Here is a 21,929-nt window from a genome sequence, read left to right on the forward strand (position 1 = left end):
ATTTCACAATGGAATTTCCTTCTCGAAATAACAAGAAATCTCGTCTTCTTCCATATAAGTAAACCCGTTATTTTTATAAAATTGGATGGCGTCCGCCCACTGTTTGTTTGTTTCGAGAATGAGTCTGTGAGCGCCAAGAAATCGTGCTTTGTCTTCGAGATGCTGGAGCATGATACGGCCGAGTCCACGTTTTCTGTAGGAGGATAGAACAGACATCCGGACGATTTGATAGGTGTGATGTGACTCTTTTCTGATCGCACCTGTACAGATGATCTTGTTCTTCTCTTTTCCTACAAAAAAATGATGCTGCGTGCCGTCATATTCGAGTGAAATATCATGTATATCGGGATTAAGGGTGTGATCGATGAATCCAAAACGTTCGAGAAATCCTGAGAGGATCACATGTTTCGCCTGCTCGCTTTGATGTTTTTCGATGGGTGTGATGATCATGGGGTGTCGCTCCTTTAATAAATAGTGTTGTATTAAAAGTTAGACATAATGATGGGGAAATCCTGCTTGTGCATTCCTGCCTTTGGTGGTGAATAGGATGGAAGATAGGGGGGATCGACCGTTTTGGGGATTTATCGACCATTCTGCTAAAAACGAGAAATACTGACTTCCCACACCAAGGTCCGTCCCTCAAAAAAATAAGAGCCCCAGAAAGGACTCCTACTCACTCTTCTTAAATTGCTCGCATTTCACTTCTATATCATCGATCATGGCGATCAGGCGATCGATATCGTCAATGTCCGCTTGTTCGGGGTCGATAGAGTCCAGAACGTCGACGAACAGATTCAGGCGTTGTTTCAGATAGCTTACTTGTGAGTCTTTATCATTGATAGCTTTACCCAACAGTTCTCTCTCCTTTCAATACGTTTACTATGGTAACCAATAACTTTGCGATTGACAAGGGCTGGCCCTTTCTCAATAATGGATGAGTGACTTAATCATAAAGGAGCTTTTACGAATGAAAACTGAACCTCTCTCCAAGAAAATGTCCATCGACCATGATCCTTGGGAGGCTTACTTAGACGTGGATGAGCATGGTGATATCACCCTTTCCAATATCGAATTCACCACCACCACGCTCTGCAATATGAGATGCGAGCACTGCGCCGTCGGTTACACCCTGTCACCGAAGGACCCGAGTGCCCTGCCCATTGAACTGATCCTTGGAAAACTTGATGATATCAAGACGCTCCGTTCCCTTAGTATTACCGGCGGGGAGCCGATGATGTCCAAGAAATCCGTAGAACATTATGTACTTCCCTTACTCAAGTATGCACATTCCAGGGGCGTACATACCCAGATCAATTCGAACTTGACCCTGGACCTTGACCGCTATTTGATGATCGCCCCGTACCTCGATGTTCTGCACATCTCCCATAACTGGGGAACGATCGATGAATTCATCGATGTCGGATTTGCCAATATGGAGCGGAAACCAACGAGGGATCAGCGCAGGAAACTATTTGACCGCATGATTGACAACAGCCGTGCATTGTCCGAACGCGGAGTGCTTGTTTCAGCGGAAACCATGTTAAATAAAAACACTCTGCCGTACCTGGAAAAAATCCACCGGCAGGTAGTCGACGAAATGAATTGCGGTCGTCATGAAATTCACCCGATGTATCCATCGGACTTTGCTTCGAGCCTGGAAACCCTTACGTTGGAGGAAACACGTGAAGCCATCCGTGATATTCTTGCGTTTCGCGATGAGAATGTGTGGATGCTGTTCGGGACTCTACCTTTCTATCCGTGCAGCTCTTCACGAGAAGATCTGGATTTTCTGAAGGAACTATATTCGGCAAAGAAGGTGAGCGTACGAAATGACCCGGACGGCCGTTCCCGTCTGAACGTTAACATCTTTACCGGAGACGTCATCGTCACGGACTTTGGCGACACCCCGCCACTTGGAAATATCATAAACGATACGCTACCGGACATTTTTGAAAAATGGAAGGAGCAGCCCTTAGCGAAAGAACTGAACTGCCACTGTCCAATGGCCCGCTGCCTTGGACCAAACGTGCTTGTAAAGTCGATGTATTATCAGGATGTAGACTTTTCGAAGCGTGAAGCGAAGATTTCTCGGTAAAGGAAGGTGGAGGCTCAAATCTGTAGTAGATTTGGGCTTTTTTGATAGCTGAGGTACGGTCGTACCCTTGGAGAACAATTTCTCTTTCCTTCAGGGAACTTGTGCCTCTTGCAACCAAACTCGTGCCAAATGATAAACCTGGTCCCGGTTCCACACTATCTCTACGGGAGGTCCGTCCCTCTAAATACATCTTTAAACCCTTATTCTTCAGGCTTTCCACCTCTAAAATTAAGGTCCGTCCCTCAACTCTATCTCCTCATAAAAAACACCACGGATGTCCATCCGAGGTGTTTTTTATCCGATGGGTTCGCGGTCTTGTTTGGTGGTGATTTTTTCCATTGCCGGATCCATGACATTGTATTTTTGTTTTTTGATTTCAGCATAGATCTTGGCTCTTCTCGCTCCGAACCATACACGTAATGTGATGAAAGCGATTAATAGACCTCCAAAAATAAGTAAATAATTCATTGTATCTCTCCTTTAATTCTGAATATTCTAATTATTATAACATATTGAAGAAAATAATAAAAGAGTGAAATAAGTTTTACCCCATTTCACTCTTCTTTAAACCTTTATCTTGGTGTCTCACTGGCCATGAAGCCAAAATGGACGTGATCCTGAACTGGAATCCAGGCGCCGACTCCTTGAGACGTAACGTTTTTGACGATGATGGAGCGTTTGGTTCCTTTCATGACGAGGTAGACTTCCCCGTACGTCACTTTTCCTTTTTCATTGATGGCCGGGGCGTAAGCATATAAGTAACCAAGTCGTTTAGGTGAGATATTGTATACCTGATCCTTCTTCGTCCCTGCCCCGACGATGGTTTGGAAAGCAAGAGGCAGCTTGGATTTATCCATGGCTTTGATGAGCATCATTTTTTCTACATCATCAGCATGTGGAACCTTTGCCGTTAGTCCACCTTTTACAACCTTCTGTGCTTCCTGGACGTAGTGAATTTGGTAATTATTCTTTCCTCCGCGGTTATCAAAGTAATTCGTATTCACCTTTTGATACTCCCAGTTTGGAGATGTTTCCGTTGATGCATAGTTCAGCGGCCATTCCCCGAGATAGATCGTGGCACGAAGTCCGATCGTCGGTGCTTTATTGACGGTGGATTCGTTCAACATGCGGATCAGATTCGGATTTTCGATTCTCACATTAGAGGTTTCGATTAATTCCTGACTCCATTCGCTCGGTTGAAGATACGGCTGATCCTGTGTGGAGTTCGGATACGTATTTTCCTTGGCGATATTCAATACTGAGTTCGGGACCTTTATAGAGGTATCCTCCACTGACTGTGGAGTTTTCTCCGTTTTTGGTTTACTTTCTTTTTTGGGACTATTTGCAGCATGAATCCCAGTAGTGGCAACGAAAAATGCGAGAATGACCATAAGAGCAGTGCGCATTAGTTTCATGATTGTGACTCCTTTCAATCTTAGCTTAAGGGTTTGCCGTTAGTTTTTCCTAGAACCATTACCTTATCCCAAAAACTTTACTTGAAAGAATATTTACAACATTCAAATTATATCTTATACTATCAATGAAGAGGGAACGCCAGAGCTTCTCCTACAAAGCAGGCGTTCTCAATCATTCCTACATTCCCTAAAAAAGCAGTGGAATCCGTTATTGGGTTTCACTGCTTTTTTAATCGTGCTCCAAACTGCTCCAACCGGGGGACCGGATTTGTACAGCCCTTGTAGGGATAGATGCCCGGACATCCTTTAGGCAGTAAATCGACTGAGCACTCACTCTTCTTCTTTTTCACATTGATTCACCCCTATGCACACATTATTTCTATATACTATTCAAAAGCGTACAGGCGGTCCTCACAAAGTGTAGCCCAATAGAAAAAAGCCCCGGCGAAGAACCTCCGGGGCTTGTGTTCAGAGTAAATAAAATCCAATTCCCATTATGAAATATGCAGCAAGAAGGGTCAAGCCTTCAAACCAGTTGGTTTCCCCGTCATTGGAAATAATGACGGTAAGCAACACGGCAGACACCATCGCCACAAGTTCAGGCAGCGTAAACACAAGGGACATGCTCTTTTCAAAGAATAACGAAATCAGCACAAGTACAGGTGCCACAAACATAGCGACCTGCAGGGTTGAACCGACGGCAATCTCAACAGCGACATCCATCTTGTTCTTATACGCCATGATCACAGCCGAAGCATGCTCAGCTGCATTCCCGACGATGGCGACGATGATGACCCCGATGAAGAGCTCACTCCAGCCGAAGGCTTCCCCTACCTCTTCAAAGGTATGGACAAGTCGTTCGGAAACATAGGCAACGGCAAGCGTCGATAAAGCCAGGATAAGCAACGCCTTCCCCTTACTCCACTCCGGTTCTTCATCATGATCGTGAGTTTCTCCCCCTTCACTCTGATACACTCCGCGGTGAGTGACAAGTTTGAAGAAGAGGGCAAATAGATAAAGGAGGATCAGAATGACCGAGATTCCGATGGATAGATTCATGGTCTTCCCTTCATTCATCTCCATGGAGAATACTTCCGGAATGACGAATGCCACGATGATGGCGAACATGAGGAGACCGGAATTATGACGGGCATCGAACACGTTGAACTTCTGGCGTTTAAATTTCACGCCCCCCACGAAGAAGGAAAGTCCCGCAACCAGAAGGAGATTTCCAAGGACAGATCCTGTCAGGGAAGCCAAAACGACTCCGATCAAACCGGCTTTAAGTGCAAAGATGGAAATGATCAGTTCGACAGCGTTTCCGAATGTGGCATTGAGTAGTCCACCGATGCGGGGCCCCGACACAACGGCCAAACTTTCCGTCGCCCTTCCCATAAAGGCTGCCAATGCGATAATGGTGACACAGTAAACGACGAACATGATGACACTTGGCCAATGAAGCAGGGAGCCGATCACCGAAACCGGGACACCTGCGAATACGAGCAGAGTAAATACTTTATTCACGTTAACGATCCTTCCTTTTGCAGAAATTTGGTTAAAACAGTCCTGTTTAGACACATTATAGATAGAACCCATTTAGGAGGAATAGTAATGGCACAATCCTTGAAAGATAAAATTGTAGAACTGTTTTCCCATCATCAGATCGGCACCCTTGCCACGATCCGTGACAACAAACCGTACTCACGGTTTATGATGTTCGATCATGACGATCTTACTCTTTACACGGCAACCAACGAACATGCCCATAAGGCAGAAGATATCGCACAGAACCCTCATGTTCATATCCTTCTAGGCTATGACCGTGATTCCAATCACGAACATTATGTAGAAATCGAGGCTGAGGCATCGGTAGAAGAATCACCCGAGCTCAAAGCGAAATTCTGGAATGAAAAGCTCAAACACTGGATCGCAAGTCCCGACGATCCCGAATACCTGCTCCTCAAACTCACCCCCAAAACCATCCTCTACTTCGAAAAACCTGGAAGCGAACCCCAGGAGCTGTAGAAGAGGGACGGACCTCAAAATAGAAGAGATAAAATAGAGTTGTTGTTCTTTCAGGGGACGGACCTTCGAATGGGTAGAGACGTACAAGGGTTTCTATCCATTCGAAGGTCCGTCCCTCATCTATCCACTCACTTCAGACGAATTCCTGTTTCATTAGGGACGGACCTCCACACAACGATAAACCTCTCGTCCCCATCACCAGATAGAGGTCCGTCCCTCCAAACTCCTTATCCCACCAATTCAAATGTTTCTTCAATCTTAATGCTGTCCTGCACCGATTGCACCATGGAGCAGTTCTTTCGTGTAAGCTTCATAGCCTTTTCAATCTTCGCTTCGTCAAGGTCCGTCCCTCTAATCGTGAAGTGGAGGGAGATGGCTTCGACGCGGTTGGCTTCGTCTTCGTTGCGGGTGACGTCGGCTTTGATGTGGATGTCTTCAAATGGAATGCGCATCTTTTCCAGTACTTTACGAAGCACGCCCCCACTGCAGACGGCAACGGATGAAACGAGTAGTTGGAACGGACGGAATCCATATTCTTCGTTACCCGATACCTCCAGTTTGCCAAACCCTAAATCTGTGTAAAAACCGCCTTCTTGCATTTTATATTCCATTTCTTCTTCATTCCTTCCTTATTGTGTTAGTAGATGTTTTGATTTTACTCTATTCCCCCCGTATTGCCAAACATTGCAATTGAGGGTACCATCAAAGAAGATATTTACTACGATTGGGAGTTTTGACAAATGAATCAAACATTATCCTTCCGTTTCAAGGTCCTTGTCGGGATCGTTGCCATTTCAGGCTTCTCGCAGGGTATGCTCCTGCCCCTCATTGCCATCATATTTGAGCAGGACGGCCTGTCCTCCTCCCTGAACGGATTAAACGCAACAGCCCTTTACATCGGGATCCTGCTGGCCTCCCCTTTAATGGAAAGACCACTGCAGAAGATCGGCTATAAACCGATGATCATCATCGGCGGGATCGTCGTCGCAGCATCACTCTTATTGTTTCCGGTGTGGAAGTCTTTCTGGTTCTGGTTCATCCTCCGCCTTCTGATCGGAATCGGTGACCATATGCTTCACTTCTCTACCCAGACGTGGATCACATCGTTTTCACCGAAAGAGCACCGCGGACGGAACATCTCCATTTACGGGGTCTCCTTTGGGATCGGATTCGCCGTCGGCCCGATGATGACGCAGCTCATCACGATTCATCAGGCATTGCCGTTCATCATCTCATCTTTATTAAGCTTAACCGTTTGGATGTTTGTGTTTAAATTACAAAATGAATACCCTGAGCAGCAGAACATCGGGAGTGCCTCATTCCTGGGTTCGTTCCAGCGTTTCGGGAAGGTTCTCAAATACGCATGGGTCGCCCTGCTGCCGCCTCTCGGATATGGGTTCCTCGAAGCTTCCTTAAACGGAAATTTCCCTGTTTTCGCCCTGCGAAACGGATTGGCCATTGAAGCCGTGGCGATCCTCCTTCCTGCATTTGCGGTGGGAAGCATTATCTCACAGGTCCCCCTTGGCATTTTGAGCGACAAATACGGTAGACAGAATGTCCTCCTCATCGTCATGATGATCGGATTCCTCTGTTTCTCGGCTGCCGGAATCGTATCCCAATCGACAATCGGCCTATTCATTTGCTTCACCCTTGCCGGGATGGCCGTGGGTTCGACGTTTTCCCTCGGCATCAGCTATATGACTGATCTTCTCCCAAGGGAATTACTGCCAGCCGGCAACATCATGTGCGGAATTTTCTTCAGTTTCGGCAGCATGATCGGCCCTTTCATCGGTGGAATCACGATTGATTGGCTAAAAGGATCAAGCTTCTTCTATTTGATTGCCGGCATGATGCTGATGATCTTTGTGAGCCTCCTTGTCTTTTCATCTCAAAACCGACATGGAGAAATAACCCAGAATAACTAGCACAAAACCCTTTCCATCCTCATATACTTGTGGTAGGATTAGATTATAATAATTACAAATTACTAACTTCATATATTTTCAGCTAAGAGCACGTGTCGTTTTGCTGTCACCTTTCACTGGTGGCAGCTTTCGTCGTTTTATAGGGGTAATGACGTTGATTATTATTCTCAATAAGAATCTCACATTTTCAATTAATCAAAGGAGGAATATACTATGAGCTCGCAATCCAAAGCACTAACCATGGGGACACCGAATGATAAAATCCACTTCCTTGAAAAAATAAAGCCTCATGGAGAATTGATAGCCGCCCTCATCAGTGGCGTCTTTATACTACTTGGATGGCTAACATCAAATGATGATTCAAGCATGAGCATCATCTTCTACCTCCTTGCCTTCGCCATCGGAGGCTTCGCCAAAGCAAAAGAAGGAATTGAAGAAACCATCGAAAATAAAGAGCTGAATGTGGAAATGCTGATGATCTTTGCCGCTGTCGGTTCCGCCATCATTGGGTACTGGACGGAAGGAGCGATCCTGATCTTCATCTTCGCTGTCAGCGGTGCACTGGAAACCTACACAATGAATAAAAGCCAAAAAGAAATTTCGGCCCTTATGCAGCTCCAGCCGGAGGAAGCCTGGCTCGTCACCAGTTCCGGGGAAAAGAAAGTAAGTGTTGCAAGCCTCGAAATCGGTGATCATATCCTGATCAAACCCGGTGAACGAGTGCCAACGGATGGTGTCGTCGTAAAAGGCACAACCTCCATTGATGAAGCGGCGATTTCCGGTGAAGCCGTTCCCGTGACTAAGGGACAGCGGGATGAGGTGTTCGCCGGCACGGTCAACATCAACGGTGCCATCACGGTGGAAATGACCAAACCGAGCAGCGAAACCCTTTTCCAAAAGATCATTGACCTTGTCCAGTCAGCGCAAAGCGAAAAATCCCCTTCCCAACAGTTCATTGAACGCTTCGAAGGGACCTATGTCAAAATCGTTCTTGCCATCGTGTTTCTGATGATGTTCCTCCCTCACTTCGTTCTCGGATGGAGCTGGACGGAGACATTCTACCGGGCCATGGTTCTGCTCGTTGTCGCTTCACCCTGCGCCCTGGTCGCAGCCATCATGCCGGCGAGTCTTTCGGCTATTTCAAACGGTGCCCGCCACGGAATTCTTTTCAAAGGCGGAGCCCATCTTGAAAACTTGAGTAACATCAAAGCCATAGCCTTCGATAAAACAGGGACCTTAACGAAAGGGAAGCCTGTAGTAACCGATATTTTGCTTGCTGACAATGAGGAAGAACATGAGATAATGGGTATAGTTGCTTCCATTGAGAACCAATCGAATCACCCACTCGCACAAGCCATCGTCGGTCACTCAACCCGGGAGCTTAACGTGGAGCTTACCCAGCCCGATTCCCTTGAAGACGTCTCCGGCTGGGGAGTCAAAGCCCTTATGAAAGGGTCTGAATGGAAAATCGGGAAAGCGGACTTTGTGGATAAAATGGTAGCAGAACGGTTTATGAACGGAGCATACGAAAGAATTGCCTCAGAAGGAAAAACAACCGTATTTGTGGCAAAAGAAAATAAAATTGTAGCCCTGATCGCTTTAAAAGACGTGGTACGAAAGGAAACCGTCGAAGCCTTGAAGCTCCTTGAGAAGGAAGGTGTCCAAACGATCATGTTGACGGGTGACAACGAGAAAACAGCCCGCGCCATTGCAGAGGAAGCAAATGTCGCAAGTTACATTGCCGAATGCCTTCCTGAAACGAAAGTGGATGAATTGAAGAAATTAAAGCACCAATTCGGGACCGTCGGGATGGTCGGTGACGGTATCAACGACGCCCCTGCCCTTGCAACGGCCAACGTAGGGATTGCCATGGGTGAAGGAACCGACGTCGCCCTGGAAACCGCCGATGTCGTGCTGATGAAAAACGACCTGACCCGAATTGCCGAAGCCATCAAATTATCGAAAAAAATGAAGAGCATCGTCCAGCAAAACGTCATCTTCTCCATCGCTGTCATTATGCTGTTGATTGCGTCTAACTTCCTGCAGATCCTTGACCTTCCATTTGGGGTCATCGGTCATGAAGGAAGTACGATTTTGGTCATCCTGAACGGTCTGCGCTTGCTGAAGTAGCGTATTGAAGCATCCAATCTGAAAGGTTGGATGCTTTTTCATTTAACGTTATGGTTAAATAGATAATCGTATCCTTTAAATCCAGCTTATCCACATGTGAATATCTTTTCTCCTAGAATTATTATCCACAGCCTCTCACCCCCGACTTATCCACTATACCGATTGCCTAACTCCACTGTTCCCCATCCACTCCAACCAAGGTCCGTCCCTCCACACACTAATATTTTACTAAAATAATAATTTGTTATTGCTTTCTTGAAAGGGATATCATAAAATGTGTTTATGTTAGTGCAAACGGTTGCATCTATATTGCAACCTTTCTTGTTACATAGCGCGTTACGATGAAGACACTGCGAGATATGTTTCTTTTTATCCTGAAATGTAAACGCACTCATGTTATCCAATGTAAGAAAAATAGTCCAATAGATTGATATTAAAGGAGGAAATAGGTTTATGAAGAATTTATTGTCATTTGATTTTTGGCAGAAATTCGGGAAAGCATTGCTTGTGGTCGTGGCTGTCATGCCAGCTGCAGGAATCATGATTTCCCTCGGTAAGTTAATTGCCATGATGGGTGGAGACATCACGTTAGTGCAAACGATTGCAAGAGTAATGGAGGATATCGGGTGGGGAGTCATCACGAATCTTCACATCCTCTTCGCCGTAGCCATTGGTGGTTCGTGGGCGAAGGAACGTGCGGGCGGAGCATTCGCTGCCCTGATTGCATTCATACTGATCAACCGTATTACAGGAGCCATCTTCGGAGTGAGCGGAGATATGCTTTTAGATCCGGAGGCAACAGTCTCTTCCCTTTTCGGCCAAACGCTGGTCGTTTCAGATTATTTCACATCGGTCCTCGGTGCCCCTGCCCTTAACATGGGTGTATTCGTGGGAATCATTTCCGGGTTCCTAGGAGCGAATCTTTTCAACAAATATTATAACTACAGTAAACTGCCTGACGCCCTTTCCTTCTTTAATGGAAAACGTTTTGTACCATTCGTAGTGATCGGTGGATCGGTCATCATCGCCGTCATCATGTCGGTTGTATGGCCTTTCATTCAAGGGTTACTGAATGACTTCGGTCAATGGATCGCCACATCACGTAACACGGCGCCCATCATCGCGCCATTCGTATTCGGTGCTTTAGAACGTCTATTATTGCCATTCGGTCTGCATCACATGTTAACGGTTCCGATCAACTATACAGAACTTGGCGGGACATACACGATCCTGACAGGTTCGAGTGCAGGATCAACGGTTGCAGGTCAAGATCCATTATGGCTTGCCTGGATCGCCGACTTGAACAACTTCCTGGCTGCAGGGGACACGGCAAGCTACAAACAACTATTAAATGATGTGACACCTGCCCGTTTCAAAGTCGGTCAAATGATTTTATCCACAGCTGCCCTGATCGGTATCGCCTATGCCATGTACCGTAATGTGGATAAAGATAAGAAGAAAAAATACAAATCCATGTTCTTATCAGCTGGTTTAGCTGTATTTTTAACAGGTGTTACCGAGCCGATTGAATTCATGTTCATGTTCGCTGCCCCGCTTCTATATGTGGTGTATGCCATCATGACGGGACTTGCCTTTGCGATTGTGGATATCGTTCATATCCGCGTCCACTCATTCGGATCCATCGAGCTTCTTACCCGCGTACCGATGATCATCAAAGCAGGTCTGTGGGTGGATCTTGTAAACTTTGTCATTGCCTGCGTCGTATTCTTTGGTCTGAACTTTACGGTTGCCAACTTCCTGATCAAAAAGTTCAACTTCCCGACACCGGGTCGTAACGGAAACTACATTGAGGATGAAGCATCAACAGGCGGCGGTACGGTGAGTGCCGATTCCATTGCTCCAAAAGTCGTTGCCATGCTTGGCGGGAAAGAAAACATTGTAGACGTAGATGCCTGTATGACACGCCTTCGCGTAACGGTAAGAGACACTGCACTTGTCGGTACGGAACAAGAGTGGAAGAAAAACGGGGCACTCGGACTCATCCTGAAAGACAAAGGCGTCCAGGCCATCTATGGTCCAAAAGCAGACGTCATCAAATCGGATATTCAAGATTTGTTAGGCGCGTAATCCATGAAATTACTGACGCTTAATTGTCACTCCTGGCAGGAAGACAACCAACATGAAAAAATCTCGATACTGGCTGATGACATCGCAGAGAAATCCTACGATGTCATCGCCCTGCAGGAAGTCAGTCAGCTGATTGAAAGCACGCCAGTCCAGGGATTAGTCAAAGAAGGCAATTACGCACTGGTCACCCTCGCAGAACTTGAGAAGCGTGGTGTGACAGATTACACCCTCGTTTGGGACTTCGCTCATATCGGATACGACATGTATGAAGAAGGAGTCGCCATCCTGACGAAGCACCCTGTTGTGGAAGAGCACCGCTTCTTCATTTCAAAAAGCCACGACAGATCCTACTGGAAAACCCGAAAAATCGTTGGAGCGACGATTACATATAAAGGTAAGCCTCTCACCTTCTATTCCTGTCACCTCGGCTGGTGGACGGATGATGAAGAGCCATTCAAGTTCCAGGTCGACAACTTGTTGGAACAGGTCACCCCTGAATCCCCGTTTTTCTTGATGGGGGATTTCAATAACAATGCCCTGATCCGTGGGGAAGGCTACGATCATCTTCTTTCCAAAGGGCTTGTGGACACATTCAATGAAGCTGTCGAACAGGACAGCGGTGTCACTGTTCAAGGAAACATTGCCGGATGGGACGGGAATAAAGTAGATTTGCGGATTGATCTTATCCTTTCCAGTGATAAAATGCCGGTGAAATCATCCCGGGTTATCTTTAATAATGAGAATAAACCTATTGTCTCGGACCATTTCGGAGTGGAAGTGGTGCTCAGAGAAAGCAACTGATCCTGGATCGGTTGCTTTTTTGTGTTCGGAATGATTTCCTGGGAGGTTATCGACCGTTATGTTCATTTATCATCAGAAACCGATGGTATATCGTCCGTTATACCACTTTCGACAAATTCTGCAAATCCCCGGGTCATCCCCCTCCCCCTACGTTTAACAATCCCCCCATAGTGGTAAAAATCACTATACAAGATTAGGAGGTTTGACTATGGGACACAAACTCGCAGGGCAACTAGCAGCAGATATTATGGAACAATGGAAAATCAAGCATGTATTCGGTCTTCCAGGCGATTCAATCAACCACTTCGTCGATGTACTTCGAAGTGAGGAAGAAGAAATCGAGTTCATACAGGTCCGACATGAAGAAGTCGGGGCACTCGCCGCATCATCTTATGCTAAGCTGACAGGAAACATCGGTGTCTGTTTATCCATTGGAGGGCCCGGCGCCATCCACTTATTAAACGGTCTTTATGATGCCAAAGCCGACGGAGCACCGGTATTGGTCCTGGCCGGTCAGGTGGCAACGGAAGAACTCGGAATGGATTCATTCCAGGAAATACATCTGGACCGCGTATTTGCAGATGTCTCCGTTTACTGTGAACGGGTGTCATCACCAGAGTCCCTTCCAGACTTGATGAATCAGGCGATCCGGACTGCTTACGCCAAAAAGGGTGTATCCGTATTGATCATCCCCGACGATATTCCCGGACAAAAAATCAAGGACGGTGTGAAAGACACATCCAGTATCCCGGCACGATCCATCCCCGCACCACTGGAACAAGACGTGAAGACCGGTTTGGACTATCTACATACATCGAAACGTCCGGTCATCCTTGCGGGAACCGGCTCCAAACATGCAGCACGTGAACTGGAGAGATTTGCAAAAAAAATCGCAGCTCCCGTCATTTTTACACTCCCGGCAAAAGGCATATTCCCTGACAAGCATCCCCATAATCTCGGACAGCTCGGTCAAATCGGGACGAAGCCAGCATATGAAGCCATGGAAGAAGCAGATTTACTTATCATGATCGGGACCTCATTCCCTTATCGCGATTTCCTTCCTGATGATACACCCGCCGTCCAGATTGATGCGGACCCAACTCAAATCGGGAAAAGGTATCCCGTCTCTGTCGGGATCGTAGGCGACTCGAACCTGGTCCTGAAACAATGGAACCAGCACTTACCCGACAAAGAGGACCGCACCTTTTTGGAAGAATGCCAGACCAATATGAAGAACTGGTGGAAGCATGTAGAAAAAGATGAAGTCGAAGTGACGGCACCCATAAAGCCCCCTCAAGTCATCGCTGCCCTTCAGAGGATTGCAGACGATGATGCGATACTGTCCGTCGATGTGGGCAATGTGACCGTATGGACGGCCCGCCACTTCAAAATGACCAATCAGAAAATGATTGTCTCGAGCTGGATGGCGACAATGGGCTGCGGCCTCCCTGGTGCCATCGCAAGCGGTATTGCCGAGCCGGACCGCCAGGCGATTGCCGTGTGCGGAGACGGAGGCTTTACCATGGTGATGCATGATTTCGTCACCGCCGTAAAATACAAGCTCCCGATCATCGTCGTGATCATGAATAACCGGAAGATCGGCATGATCAAATATGAGCAGGAGTCCATCGGTCATCTGGAATATGAAACCGACCTCCAGGACATTGATTTTGCCCAATTTGCCAAAGCCTGTGGAGGAGAAGGTTATCGCGTCATTAAGCATGAGGACCTGCAGCCTGCCTTTGACATGGCGGCCAAATCCAATAAGCCGGTCATCATCGACTGTGTGATCGAAGACCAGCCTCCCCTGCCAGGAAAGATCAATTTCGAACAGGCATCAGGCTACTCTAAACACGTCATGAAGAAATTCTTCAAGAAGCATGAAGCCGAAATGCCACCGTTACGAAAAGCATTGAAGAGATTATTTTAAAAAGAGGGTGAGCCTGTAAAAAGGGCTCTCTTTCCCTATTGGAGGAATGAATATGAACAGCATATCCCTAATTCAATGGATTCTCCTTACGGTCATCGTTCTAGCACTTCTTATCCCTATCGGACTTATTCTTTATGTATGGATGACCGATGAAAAACAAAAGGAGCATGCGGTGTTAAGGAATTTCCCCGTTCTCGGAAAAATGAGATACATCCTGGAGAAAATCGGTCCGGAACTGAGGCAGTATCTCTTCCATAATGACAACGAAGGGAAACCCTTCTCAAGACTTGAATACACCAATACCGTTATGGCGGGAAAATATAAGTCCCGAATGCTCGGATTCGGATCCGAACGGGACTTCGAAAGAGAGGGCTATTATATTCGTAACACCCTGTTCCCTGTACAGAGGGACGAACTCAGGATCGATCAGACTACCAAGGTGAAAACCAAAGTATATAAACTGGACAAAGACAATTTACTGAGCCGACGGGAACACCGTGAAGAAACAGAAGCAGATCCCTTTCTCCTGAAAGACGAGGATTCCCCCGTCATCGGCGAGTATACTTGTAAGTACCCTTTTAAAGTGAAAGGACTCGTCGGCCAGTCCGCCATGAGTTACGGGTCACTCGGTGAGCAGGCCATCACGGCTCTTTCCACCGGCTTGAATCTCGCTTCCGGATCATGGATGAACACCGGGGAAGGTGGATTATCCAAGCATCATCTGAAAGGCGGCGTCGACATCATCTGCCAAATCGGCCCAGGCCTATTCGGTGTCCGGACAAAGGATGGCGAATTCTCGTGGGAAGAATTCAAGAAAAAAAGTGAACTTAAAGAAATAAAGGCCTTTGAATTGAAACTCGCACAAGGGGCCAAAACCCGGGGAGGTCACGTTGATGGAAAAAAGGTAACCGAGGAGATTGCCAGCATCCGCAACGTGGAGCCTTGGAAATCCATCGACAGCCCAAACCGGTTCAAGGAATTCAGCAATAACGAAGAGATGCTGGATTTCATCGAAGAGCTCCGGGAAGTAGGCGGCAAACCCGTCGGAATCAAACTGGTCGTTGGAAACACTGATGATATTGAAAGCCTCGCCTCCTATATGGCCACTTCCGGCAAGCATCCCGACTTCATCACCGTGGACGGAGGAGAAGGCGGCACAGGTGCATCATATCAGGAACTGGCGGCATCTGCCGGAGTCCCGATCAAATCAGCCCTTCCCTTTCTCCACGATACACTGGTGAAATATGGGGTCCGGAACAAAGTCAAAATCTTCGCATCGGGGAAACTGTTAACGCCGGATAAGATCGCTTTTGCACTCGCCCTCGGAGCAGACTTCGTTAACATCGCCCGGGGATTGATGTTCTCCGTAGGCTGCATCCAGGCACAAGTCTGCCATACGAACAACTGCCCCGTCGGAGTTGCCACCACCGATAAGAAGCTGCAACGCGCTCTGATCGTGGAGGAAAAATCGTTCCGCGTCTGCAACTACATCATCTCTCTGCGTGAAGGCCTCTATAACCTGGCCGCCGCCGCAGGAATCGATACACCGACGAAATTCGGACGGGAACACATCGTATTCCGGGATGAGGATGGACGATTGTATCCGATAAAACCTGAGAAAGCGATGTCCTAATTGAAAGAAGCAGCCGATTGGTGTCGGCTGCTTCTTTATTATTGGAGGGTGTGGGCGGGATTAGATATCGACCGTTCTAACCTTTTTGACAAAAACCGTTCCTATCTAGACCGGGCGCACAGTCCACCATGAACTCTGCCCAAAAAACAAATGAAACCTGCCACCCCCCTCATCCGTATATACACTATAAACAGAATCACAACCTTGAAAGGGGAACATTATGGGAAACATCTTACTATTTTCACTGATTGTCGGATTGGTCATGGCACTCTTGCTCGTACCGATGGCCATCATGAAAAAACAACATAAAAAAGAGGGATATCCATCCTTCCCGGCCCTGTTTGGAGCCACTCTCATCATCACATCTCTTGTCGTATTCGTCTTCTATTACCTGACGAACCTCGATCAGAACTTCACAAGCATGTGGATCCTGTTAATCATTGCTTCAGGATTTGGCGCAACACTCGCAACGGGGAAAGAACGAATGGTGAAAGGTGTTCTGTTCCTTGCCACACTCTTCGTCGGTGCTTACTTCATGACAGCTTTTGTCTTCAATGCCGATGAAAAATTCCAATCGGCGAAAATGGAGGTCAAAACCGAAATTCAAGCATTTGATGAAAAGGAAACGCCGGCAAGCGTCCCTCCACAATTTGCCCGGAATAAAATGAAGAAAGCCTTCGGTCAGGTGCCGAATACGAGTTATTATGAGCTGGGCAGCCTGCAGATCCAGAAGGTGGACGGAGAGTATGTGTACATCGCTCCCGTTGAGTTCTCCGGTTTCTTCAAATGGTTCAAGGGAGACGAGACTCCTGGGTACTTCAAGCTGAGTGCGACGGATTCAAACGCCAACCCTAAATTCATCAAAGAAGAGATGGTGTATACTCCTTCCGCTTATTTCAACAAAAAAATCGAGCGTCACATCCGCTTGAACTATCCGAAAGAAATCTTCAACGGAGACGTGCAACTTGAAATCGACGATGAAGGAAAACCATTCTATATCCAGACTTACGGGAGCTTTATCTCTGCCCGTAACGGATTTGAAGTGAAAGGGATTGTCATGGTTGATCCCCTAACAGGTGATACCGAATCCTATGCTATCAAAGATGTTCCTGCGTTCATCGACGGCGCGGTTTCCCCTGAAACGGTGAGTCTCCAGAACAGCTATTTCGGTAACTATGTCAAAGGATTCTGGAACAGCCGCTTTGGTAAATCTGATGTGAAACTGCCTTCTGATGAAGGGACGGAAGCAAATGTGAGCCCAATTTTTGACGAAAATGGCTACATGTACTACTTCACCGATTTCACGTCGCCGAAAGAAGGCGTCGATTCCATGTTGGGTTATTCCCTGACGAATTCACGGACCGGTGAAGCAACATTCTACACTGGTAACCTTGAAGAATCCTATATGGATTCACAAGGGGCCCTGCAAATTATCCAGAAGAAATTCATCGAGAAGAAATGGGACGGCGAAATGCCGGTACTGTATAACTTCTACGGAGAAGCGAGCTGGCTGACACCTGTCCTAGATGCGAATGGTTTCTTACAGAACTACTTCATCGTCTCAGCTGCCAACCCGGAAATCTCTGCTTATGCGAACACGCCGAACCAGGCATTGAAAGCCTATAAAACAGCTCTTCAACGAGGCGGCGGAAGTGTCGACGGCAGCTCAAAAGCGGAGGAGAAACAAGCAACCGGTAAAGTCGTCCGTGTATACAAAGAAAAATCCGGTGACTACACCGTGGTATCTTTCCTTCTCGACAATGGGAAAAATTATATCGTCTCTTCAGAAAACAGCTTACTCGCGATCTATCTGAAGGAAAATGACAAAGTGAACGTTACGTATATGGATACAGGAGAAGCATTCCTCCCTGTAAAAGACATGACGATCGAAGGACTGCAACAATAAAGAAAAGGCCGGAATCACTGAGGATTCCGGCCTTTTCTCTATACAGAAACAGCTTCCAACAATTTTTCAATATCATTTTCCATATCAATTGGATCAGTCGTACACTCAAATCGTTTGACTACTTCCCCATCGGCATCAATTAAAAACTTTGTAAAATTCCACTTGATTGAATAATCATCACTTAAATATTCAGGATGTTTATCATTCAGTAAAGGAATAAGAATTTTTGCTACCGGGTGGAAAGGGTTGAAGCCTTCAAATGGCTTCTGAGACGAAAGATAACGGAATAATGGAGTAGCTCCCCCATCACGAACGTCTATTTTTTGAAATAACGGAAATGAAACTCCATAGTTAAGGAGACAGTTCGTTTGTATCCTATCATTTGAATCCGGTTCTTGGTTGTCGAATTGATTGCAGGGGAAGCCCAGAATCACAAAACCTTTATCTTTATATCGATCATACAGCTTTTGTAAATCTTCATATTGATATGTAAACCCACATTTTCCCGCTGTATTGACTATAAGGACAACCTTTCCTTTGTATTCCTCAAGATTTATTTCCTGTCCATTGATTGCTTTAGCTGAAAAGCCATACACTCCCATGTTCTTTCGCCACCTTATAGTATATTAGAACTAATTCTTTGTACCTATCAATATACCAGTGTACAATGGTTTTGAACAATGATAACTCTCTCCCTACTCTCCGGCATTCACGTAGTACACCAGATTATCCGTCCACTTCCCGAACTCATAAATGAAGCCTTTCCTCGTACACTCATACTGCATCCCGACACTCTCTGCGAGCCGGATCGACGGTGTATTATCCAGATTGATATGGGCTTCGATCCGATGATAATTCAATTTCACGAAAGAAAGGTGAAGAGCCGCTTTCACCGCTTCTTTCCCAAATCCCCGATTCCAGTAGCGGTTATGCAAGGTATAGCCCACTCTTCCCCAATTAAAGTTGTATCTCATGAGAGTAGAGAAATCGATGGTCCCGATATTGGCTCCATTTCCCTTCAGGAAGATCCCGAGAATATAGACCTGATCCCCATCAATCATTTCGTCATGCTTCTTGAGCATCTCCCGGAACCAGTACTCCGTGCACTCGTTCATATCCTGGTAACCCACATCATATTTATGCTGTGAAGGGAGCCTGTTCAGATGTTCCCTTAACCAGTTTTCATAATCATTGTTCACGAAAGGTCTGATCACCAGTCGCGGCGTTTCAATGGTCAAGTCCTTATGCTTCATCTACTGCGCCCCCCTTGTATGTATTACGTTAATAGTACCAACTGCCCTAGTAGAATGGTAGCTCTTTTTCAACAAAAGGAAGGCGCTCCTCAATCCGAGAAACGCCTTCATCGTCACTTATCTTTACTCCACTCTTCCTCTAATTCCTTCTCGATCTGTTCGTCTGATAGATACTCCTCATCCAGCTGCTGTACATGTTCGGTGATACGGTTGAGCTTGGAATGCACGGTCCAAAGGCTGATTACCACGAATACCATGAAAAATATGATGATGAGTCCCACATCCATATAATCGACCCCTCCTTTACCTATATTTATTAACGAAACATAGGAAAAAGAAGGATTTAGTAAGAAAAAGAAGGGAAAAGGTGCGAAAGTCCCCTGATGAGCTGGAGCTTAATATGCCTTTGCCCAATACACCAAATGTTCCCCATCTTTATCACAGCATACACATGTATCCGTTACCTTCTCCTGCTCAAACGGCATACAGCGTGATGTGGCACCCGTTTCTTCCTTGATCTTATCTTCGCAGGCACGGTCTCCGCACCACATCGCTTTAATGAATCCTCCCTTGTCATTTAGGACGGTTTTGAATTCGTCAAAATCCTTGGCTACTGTCGTTTTTTCTTCACGATGAGCTCTTGCTTTTTCCAGGAGGTTGCGCTGGATCTCTTCCAAAAGCTCAGCGACTTTCCCCTCCAGCTCCTCCATCTTCACGGTGATTTTCTCACCGGTATCGCGTCTGGCCAGCACTACCTGGCCATTCTCGATGTCCCTTGGCCCGACTTCCAGACGGAGTGGGATCCCCTTCATTTCATACTCATTGAACTTCCAGCCGGGCTTTTTGTCACTCGCATCGATCTTCACACGGGCAACATCAGTCAGCTGACTTTTCAGGTTATAAGCAAAGTCAAGGACGCCTTCTTTGTGCTGGGCAATCGGTACGATCATCAGCTGTGTTGGAGCGATCCTTGGCGGCACCACAAGCCCCCGGTCGTCCCCATGGACCATGATCATGGCCCCGATGATGCGGGTGGTGAGTCCCCACGATGTTTGCTGTACATATTGGAGCTTGCCATCACGGTCTGTGAATTGAATGTCGAATGATTTCGCAAACCCGTCTCCCAGGTGATGGGATGTACCTGATTGCAAGGCTTTTCCATCATGCATCAGACTCTCGATCGTGTACGTATATTTGGCACCGGCAAACTTCTCCTTCTCCGTTTTCTGACCTTTGATGACCGGTATCGCCAGCATCTCCTCACAAATCTCTGCGTATACTTCGAGCATTTTCACCGTTTCGTCATGTGCATCCTGATCCGTTTCATGACATGTATGCCCTTCCTGCCACAGGAATTCCAGCGTCCTTAGGAACGGACGTGTCGTCTTCTCCCAGCGGACGACATTCGCCCACTGATTATAAAGCTTAGGCAAATCCCGATAAGAATGAATGATATTCTTATAATGCTCACCGAATAATACTTCGGACGTGGGACGCACGCAGAGTCTCTCCGCTAATTCCTCGTCCCCCCCGTGGGTCACCCACGCTACTTCCGGAGCAAATCCTTCGATGTGATCCTTCTCTTTTTGCAGCAGGCTTTCAGGTATGAAAAGAGGCATATATACATTTTCATGCCCGGTTTCCTTGATTTTTGCATCAAGGGCATCCTTGATGTTTTCCCAAATTGCATACCCGTAAGGTCTGATGATCATCGAGCCCCTGACACTGGAATAATCAATCAGCTCCGCCTTCTTGACGACATCGGTGTACCACTGGGCAAAGTCTTCCTCCATGCCCGTTACATCTTTTACAAATTCTTTAGCCATTTTGAGCACCTCATTGTTTGGATTGGTTTTATCGGCGATGTTGTGGATTTATCGGCGAAATTTTCTTTTTATCGGCGAAATCCCGGATTTATCGGCGAAATTTTCTTTTTATCGGCGAAACGCTCCCCAGAAACAGAAAAAGCTCTGCTTCTCATCAGGGACCATTTCTGGCGGTACCACCCTGATTCAAAGCAAAGCTTTACACTCATTCCATGATAACGGTTTCGAACCGCTGATATCTTCATTCGATACAGAACTTGGAGGCAGGTTCAAAGGTTCATCAATGGAAGCTTCTCACCAAACCGCTCCCTCTCTGAAAAGACAAAATCCCTTTACTGATCCTCTTCAATGTTTCAGTTATTTTAGATGATTATATAGAGATTTGATGGAGGTGTCAATTTCATTTTATTCACCCGCTCTTACAGGGGATACCTCTAACGCATTATAGTCTGCTTCATGAATGCTATAATACAGCCGGGAGCCATTGGTGAATGTCAAATCCTTTTGAGGTCCGTCCCCCGATAACACCTTCTTTTCAATGCTGGAATCAAACGCTTTCCCACATATAATCGGAATTTTGACCCCACTCTCCGTTGAAAGTTCAAATCCTCCCGTAGAGTAATCACCGCCTCCTTCAAATCCGAAATGAGGAGTCGACCGATACCAGCTATATCCTTTTTCACTCCTGGATATACTGGCCGCGCCAAAATCACCTGCCAAGTCAAAGAATACGAGGGTTTCCCCACGGTACTCTTTCGCAGAAAGTATTTTTGGAGGACTCCCTTCAAAATCTTCCGAGCGTAATCCATATTGAATGGCCTCTTCCTCCGTCTCAAACCATTCCCTGGAATCCTGGTTGCTGCAGGCCCACAGTGAAAGAATGCTTAGTATGATCACGGCAT

The 21,929-nt window shown here is 46.5% G+C and carries 21 protein-coding genes and 1 other annotated feature; of the genes, 9 read left to right on the top strand and 12 right to left on the bottom strand.

Features of this window, described 5'->3' with window-relative positions:
• Positions 1-3 precede the first annotated feature (3 nt).
• A complete protein-coding gene (locus JI667_RS08275) occupies positions 4-450 on the bottom strand; it encodes a GNAT family N-acetyltransferase (RefSeq protein ID WP_206851966.1) in 447 nt (148 codons plus the stop codon).
• Between the two features lie 219 nt (positions 451-669).
• Positions 670-852: an SE1561 family protein gene (locus JI667_RS08280; RefSeq protein WP_034761313.1), complete on the bottom strand. Its 183-nt coding sequence runs from the start codon at positions 850-852 to the stop codon at positions 670-672.
• Between the two features lie 115 nt (positions 853-967).
• Between JI667_RS08280 and yfkAB the strand changes: the two genes are divergently transcribed.
• A complete protein-coding gene (yfkAB, locus tag JI667_RS08285) occupies positions 968-2,095 on the top strand; it encodes a radical SAM/CxCxxxxC motif protein YfkAB (protein WP_244668255.1) in 1,128 nt (375 codons plus the stop codon).
• Positions 2,096-2,389: 294 nt separating this feature from the next.
• On the opposite strand, the gene JI667_RS08290 is transcribed toward yfkAB, so the two are convergent.
• The 4 genes from JI667_RS08290 to cax all read right to left on the bottom strand — a co-directional run bounded on the left by JI667_RS08290 (position 2,390) and on the right by cax (position 5,034).
• Complete coding sequence (locus JI667_RS08290) at positions 2,390-2,563, bottom strand: hypothetical protein (RefSeq protein WP_206851970.1); 174 nt, start codon at positions 2,561-2,563, stop codon at positions 2,390-2,392.
• 104 nt (positions 2,564-2,667) lie between these two features.
• Positions 2,668-3,510, bottom strand: a complete 843-nt coding sequence (locus tag JI667_RS08295) for a YfkD famly protein (RefSeq protein ID WP_206851972.1) — start codon at positions 3,508-3,510, stop codon at positions 2,668-2,670.
• 218 nt (positions 3,511-3,728) lie between these two features.
• A complete protein-coding gene (locus tag JI667_RS22885; RefSeq protein WP_280515474.1) occupies positions 3,729-3,860 on the bottom strand; it encodes a hypothetical protein in 132 nt (43 codons plus the stop codon).
• A gap of 118 nt (positions 3,861-3,978) precedes the next feature.
• Positions 3,979-5,034, bottom strand: coding sequence for a calcium/proton exchanger (cax, locus tag JI667_RS08300; protein ID WP_206851975.1), 1,056 nt, complete (start codon positions 5,032-5,034; stop codon positions 3,979-3,981).
• 87 nt (positions 5,035-5,121) lie between these two features.
• On the opposite strand from cax, the gene JI667_RS08305 reads away from it, so the two are divergent.
• On the top strand, positions 5,122-5,535 hold the full coding sequence (locus tag JI667_RS08305; protein WP_206851976.1) for a pyridoxamine 5'-phosphate oxidase family protein: 414 nt from the start codon (positions 5,122-5,124) through the stop codon (positions 5,533-5,535).
• 227 nt (positions 5,536-5,762) lie between these two features.
• Here the strand turns inward: JI667_RS08305 and JI667_RS08310 are convergent, their stop codons facing one another.
• The gene (locus JI667_RS08310; protein WP_206851978.1) at positions 5,763-6,146 is read right to left on the bottom strand and encodes an OsmC family protein; all 384 of its coding nucleotides are present in this window, start codon (positions 6,144-6,146) and stop codon (positions 5,763-5,765) included.
• Between the two features lie 129 nt (positions 6,147-6,275).
• Here JI667_RS08310 and JI667_RS08315 point away from each other — a divergent pair, with 129 nt between their 5' ends.
• From JI667_RS08315 to JI667_RS08345, 7 genes are all read left to right on the top strand, one after another.
• Positions 6,276-7,460, top strand: a complete 1,185-nt coding sequence (locus tag JI667_RS08315; protein WP_206851980.1) for an MFS transporter — start codon at positions 6,276-6,278, stop codon at positions 7,458-7,460.
• Positions 7,461-7,673: 213 nt separating this feature from the next.
• Positions 7,674-9,590, top strand: a complete 1,917-nt coding sequence (locus JI667_RS08320; RefSeq protein WP_206851982.1) for a heavy metal translocating P-type ATPase — start codon at positions 7,674-7,676, stop codon at positions 9,588-9,590.
• 453 nt (positions 9,591-10,043) lie between these two features.
• Positions 10,044-11,678, top strand: coding sequence for a PTS transporter subunit IIBC (locus JI667_RS08325; protein WP_206851983.1), 1,635 nt, complete (start codon positions 10,044-10,046; stop codon positions 11,676-11,678).
• Between the two features lie 3 nt (positions 11,679-11,681).
• Positions 11,682-12,479 (top strand): endonuclease/exonuclease/phosphatase family protein, encoded by a 798-nt coding sequence (locus JI667_RS08330; protein WP_206851986.1) that lies wholly within the window; start codon positions 11,682-11,684, stop codon positions 12,477-12,479.
• Between the two features lie 208 nt (positions 12,480-12,687).
• On the top strand, positions 12,688-14,409 hold the full coding sequence (locus JI667_RS08335; RefSeq protein WP_206851988.1) for a pyruvate oxidase: 1,722 nt from the start codon (positions 12,688-12,690) through the stop codon (positions 14,407-14,409).
• A gap of 52 nt (positions 14,410-14,461) precedes the next feature.
• Positions 14,462-16,042 (top strand): FMN-binding glutamate synthase family protein, encoded by a 1,581-nt coding sequence (locus tag JI667_RS08340; protein WP_206851990.1) that lies wholly within the window; start codon positions 14,462-14,464, stop codon positions 16,040-16,042.
• 220 nt (positions 16,043-16,262) lie between these two features.
• Entirely contained in the window at positions 16,263-17,948 is a 1,686-nt protein-coding gene (locus JI667_RS08345; protein WP_206851991.1) for a hypothetical protein, read from the top strand.
• Positions 17,949-17,986: 38 nt separating this feature from the next.
• On the opposite strand, the gene JI667_RS08350 is transcribed toward JI667_RS08345, so the two are convergent.
• From JI667_RS08350 to JI667_RS08370, 5 genes are all read right to left on the bottom strand, one after another.
• A complete protein-coding gene (locus JI667_RS08350) occupies positions 17,987-18,550 on the bottom strand; it encodes a glutathione peroxidase (protein WP_206851994.1) in 564 nt (187 codons plus the stop codon).
• A 93-nt stretch (positions 18,551-18,643) separates the two neighbouring features.
• Positions 18,644-19,201 carry a GNAT family N-acetyltransferase gene (locus JI667_RS08355; RefSeq protein ID WP_206851995.1) on the bottom strand — a complete coding sequence of 186 codons (558 nt, stop codon included), beginning with the start codon at positions 19,199-19,201 and terminating at the stop codon, positions 18,644-18,646.
• A 113-nt stretch (positions 19,202-19,314) separates the two neighbouring features.
• On the bottom strand, positions 19,315-19,488 hold the full coding sequence (locus JI667_RS08360; protein ID WP_206851996.1) for a hypothetical protein: 174 nt from the start codon (positions 19,486-19,488) through the stop codon (positions 19,315-19,317).
• A gap of 108 nt (positions 19,489-19,596) precedes the next feature.
• The gene (gene proS, locus JI667_RS08365) at positions 19,597-21,027 is read right to left on the bottom strand and encodes a proline--tRNA ligase (protein ID WP_206851997.1); all 1,431 of its coding nucleotides are present in this window, start codon (positions 21,025-21,027) and stop codon (positions 19,597-19,599) included.
• 153 nt (positions 21,028-21,180) lie between these two features.
• Positions 21,181-21,385 (bottom strand) — a binding site (T-box leader).
• 47 nt (positions 21,386-21,432) lie between these two features.
• A complete protein-coding gene (locus tag JI667_RS08370; RefSeq protein ID WP_206851998.1) occupies positions 21,433-21,924 on the bottom strand; it encodes a hypothetical protein in 492 nt (163 codons plus the stop codon).
• Positions 21,925-21,929: the final 5 nt, after the last annotated feature.

Source organism: Bacillus sp. NTK074B (assembly GCF_017303375.1).
Lineage (GTDB): Bacteria > Bacillota > Bacilli > Bacillales > Bacillaceae_B > Rossellomorea.

Bases quoted from the DNA above. Each gene is read 5' to 3' on its own strand.
- JI667_RS08320 (WP_206851982.1), top strand. From the start codon at position 7,674: ATGAGCTCGCAATCCAAAGCACTAACCATGGGGACACCGAATGATAAA.
- JI667_RS08310 (WP_206851978.1), bottom strand. From the start codon at position 6,146: ATGGAATATAAAATGCAAGAAGGCGGTTTTTACACAGATTTAGGGTTT.
- JI667_RS08330 (WP_206851986.1), top strand. From the start codon at position 11,682: ATGAAATTACTGACGCTTAATTGTCACTCCTGGCAGGAAGACAACCAA.
- JI667_RS08350 (WP_206851994.1), bottom strand. From the start codon at position 18,550: ATGGGAGTGTATGGCTTTTCAGCTAAAGCAATCAATGGACAGGAAATA.
- JI667_RS08275 (WP_206851966.1), bottom strand. From the start codon at position 450: ATGATCATCACACCCATCGAAAAACATCAAAGCGAGCAGGCGAAACAT.
- JI667_RS08325 (WP_206851983.1), top strand. From the start codon at position 10,044: ATGAAGAATTTATTGTCATTTGATTTTTGGCAGAAATTCGGGAAAGCA.
- JI667_RS08340 (WP_206851990.1), top strand. From the start codon at position 14,462: ATGAACAGCATATCCCTAATTCAATGGATTCTCCTTACGGTCATCGTT.
- JI667_RS08305 (WP_206851976.1), top strand. From the start codon at position 5,122: ATGGCACAATCCTTGAAAGATAAAATTGTAGAACTGTTTTCCCATCAT.
- JI667_RS08315 (WP_206851980.1), top strand. From the start codon at position 6,276: ATGAATCAAACATTATCCTTCCGTTTCAAGGTCCTTGTCGGGATCGTT.
- JI667_RS08290 (WP_206851970.1), bottom strand. From the start codon at position 2,563: ATGAATTATTTACTTATTTTTGGAGGTCTATTAATCGCTTTCATCACA.
- JI667_RS08295 (WP_206851972.1), bottom strand. From the start codon at position 3,510: ATGAAACTAATGCGCACTGCTCTTATGGTCATTCTCGCATTTTTCGTT.
- proS (WP_206851997.1), bottom strand. From the start codon at position 21,027: ATGGCTAAAGAATTTGTAAAAGATGTAACGGGCATGGAGGAAGACTTT.
- yfkAB (WP_244668255.1), top strand. From the start codon at position 968: ATGAAAACTGAACCTCTCTCCAAGAAAATGTCCATCGACCATGATCCT.
- JI667_RS08335 (WP_206851988.1), top strand. From the start codon at position 12,688: ATGGGACACAAACTCGCAGGGCAACTAGCAGCAGATATTATGGAACAA.
- JI667_RS08360 (WP_206851996.1), bottom strand. From the start codon at position 19,488: ATGGATGTGGGACTCATCATCATATTTTTCATGGTATTCGTGGTAATC.
- JI667_RS08345 (WP_206851991.1), top strand. From the start codon at position 16,263: ATGGGAAACATCTTACTATTTTCACTGATTGTCGGATTGGTCATGGCA.
- JI667_RS08355 (WP_206851995.1), bottom strand. From the start codon at position 19,201: ATGAAGCATAAGGACTTGACCATTGAAACGCCGCGACTGGTGATCAGA.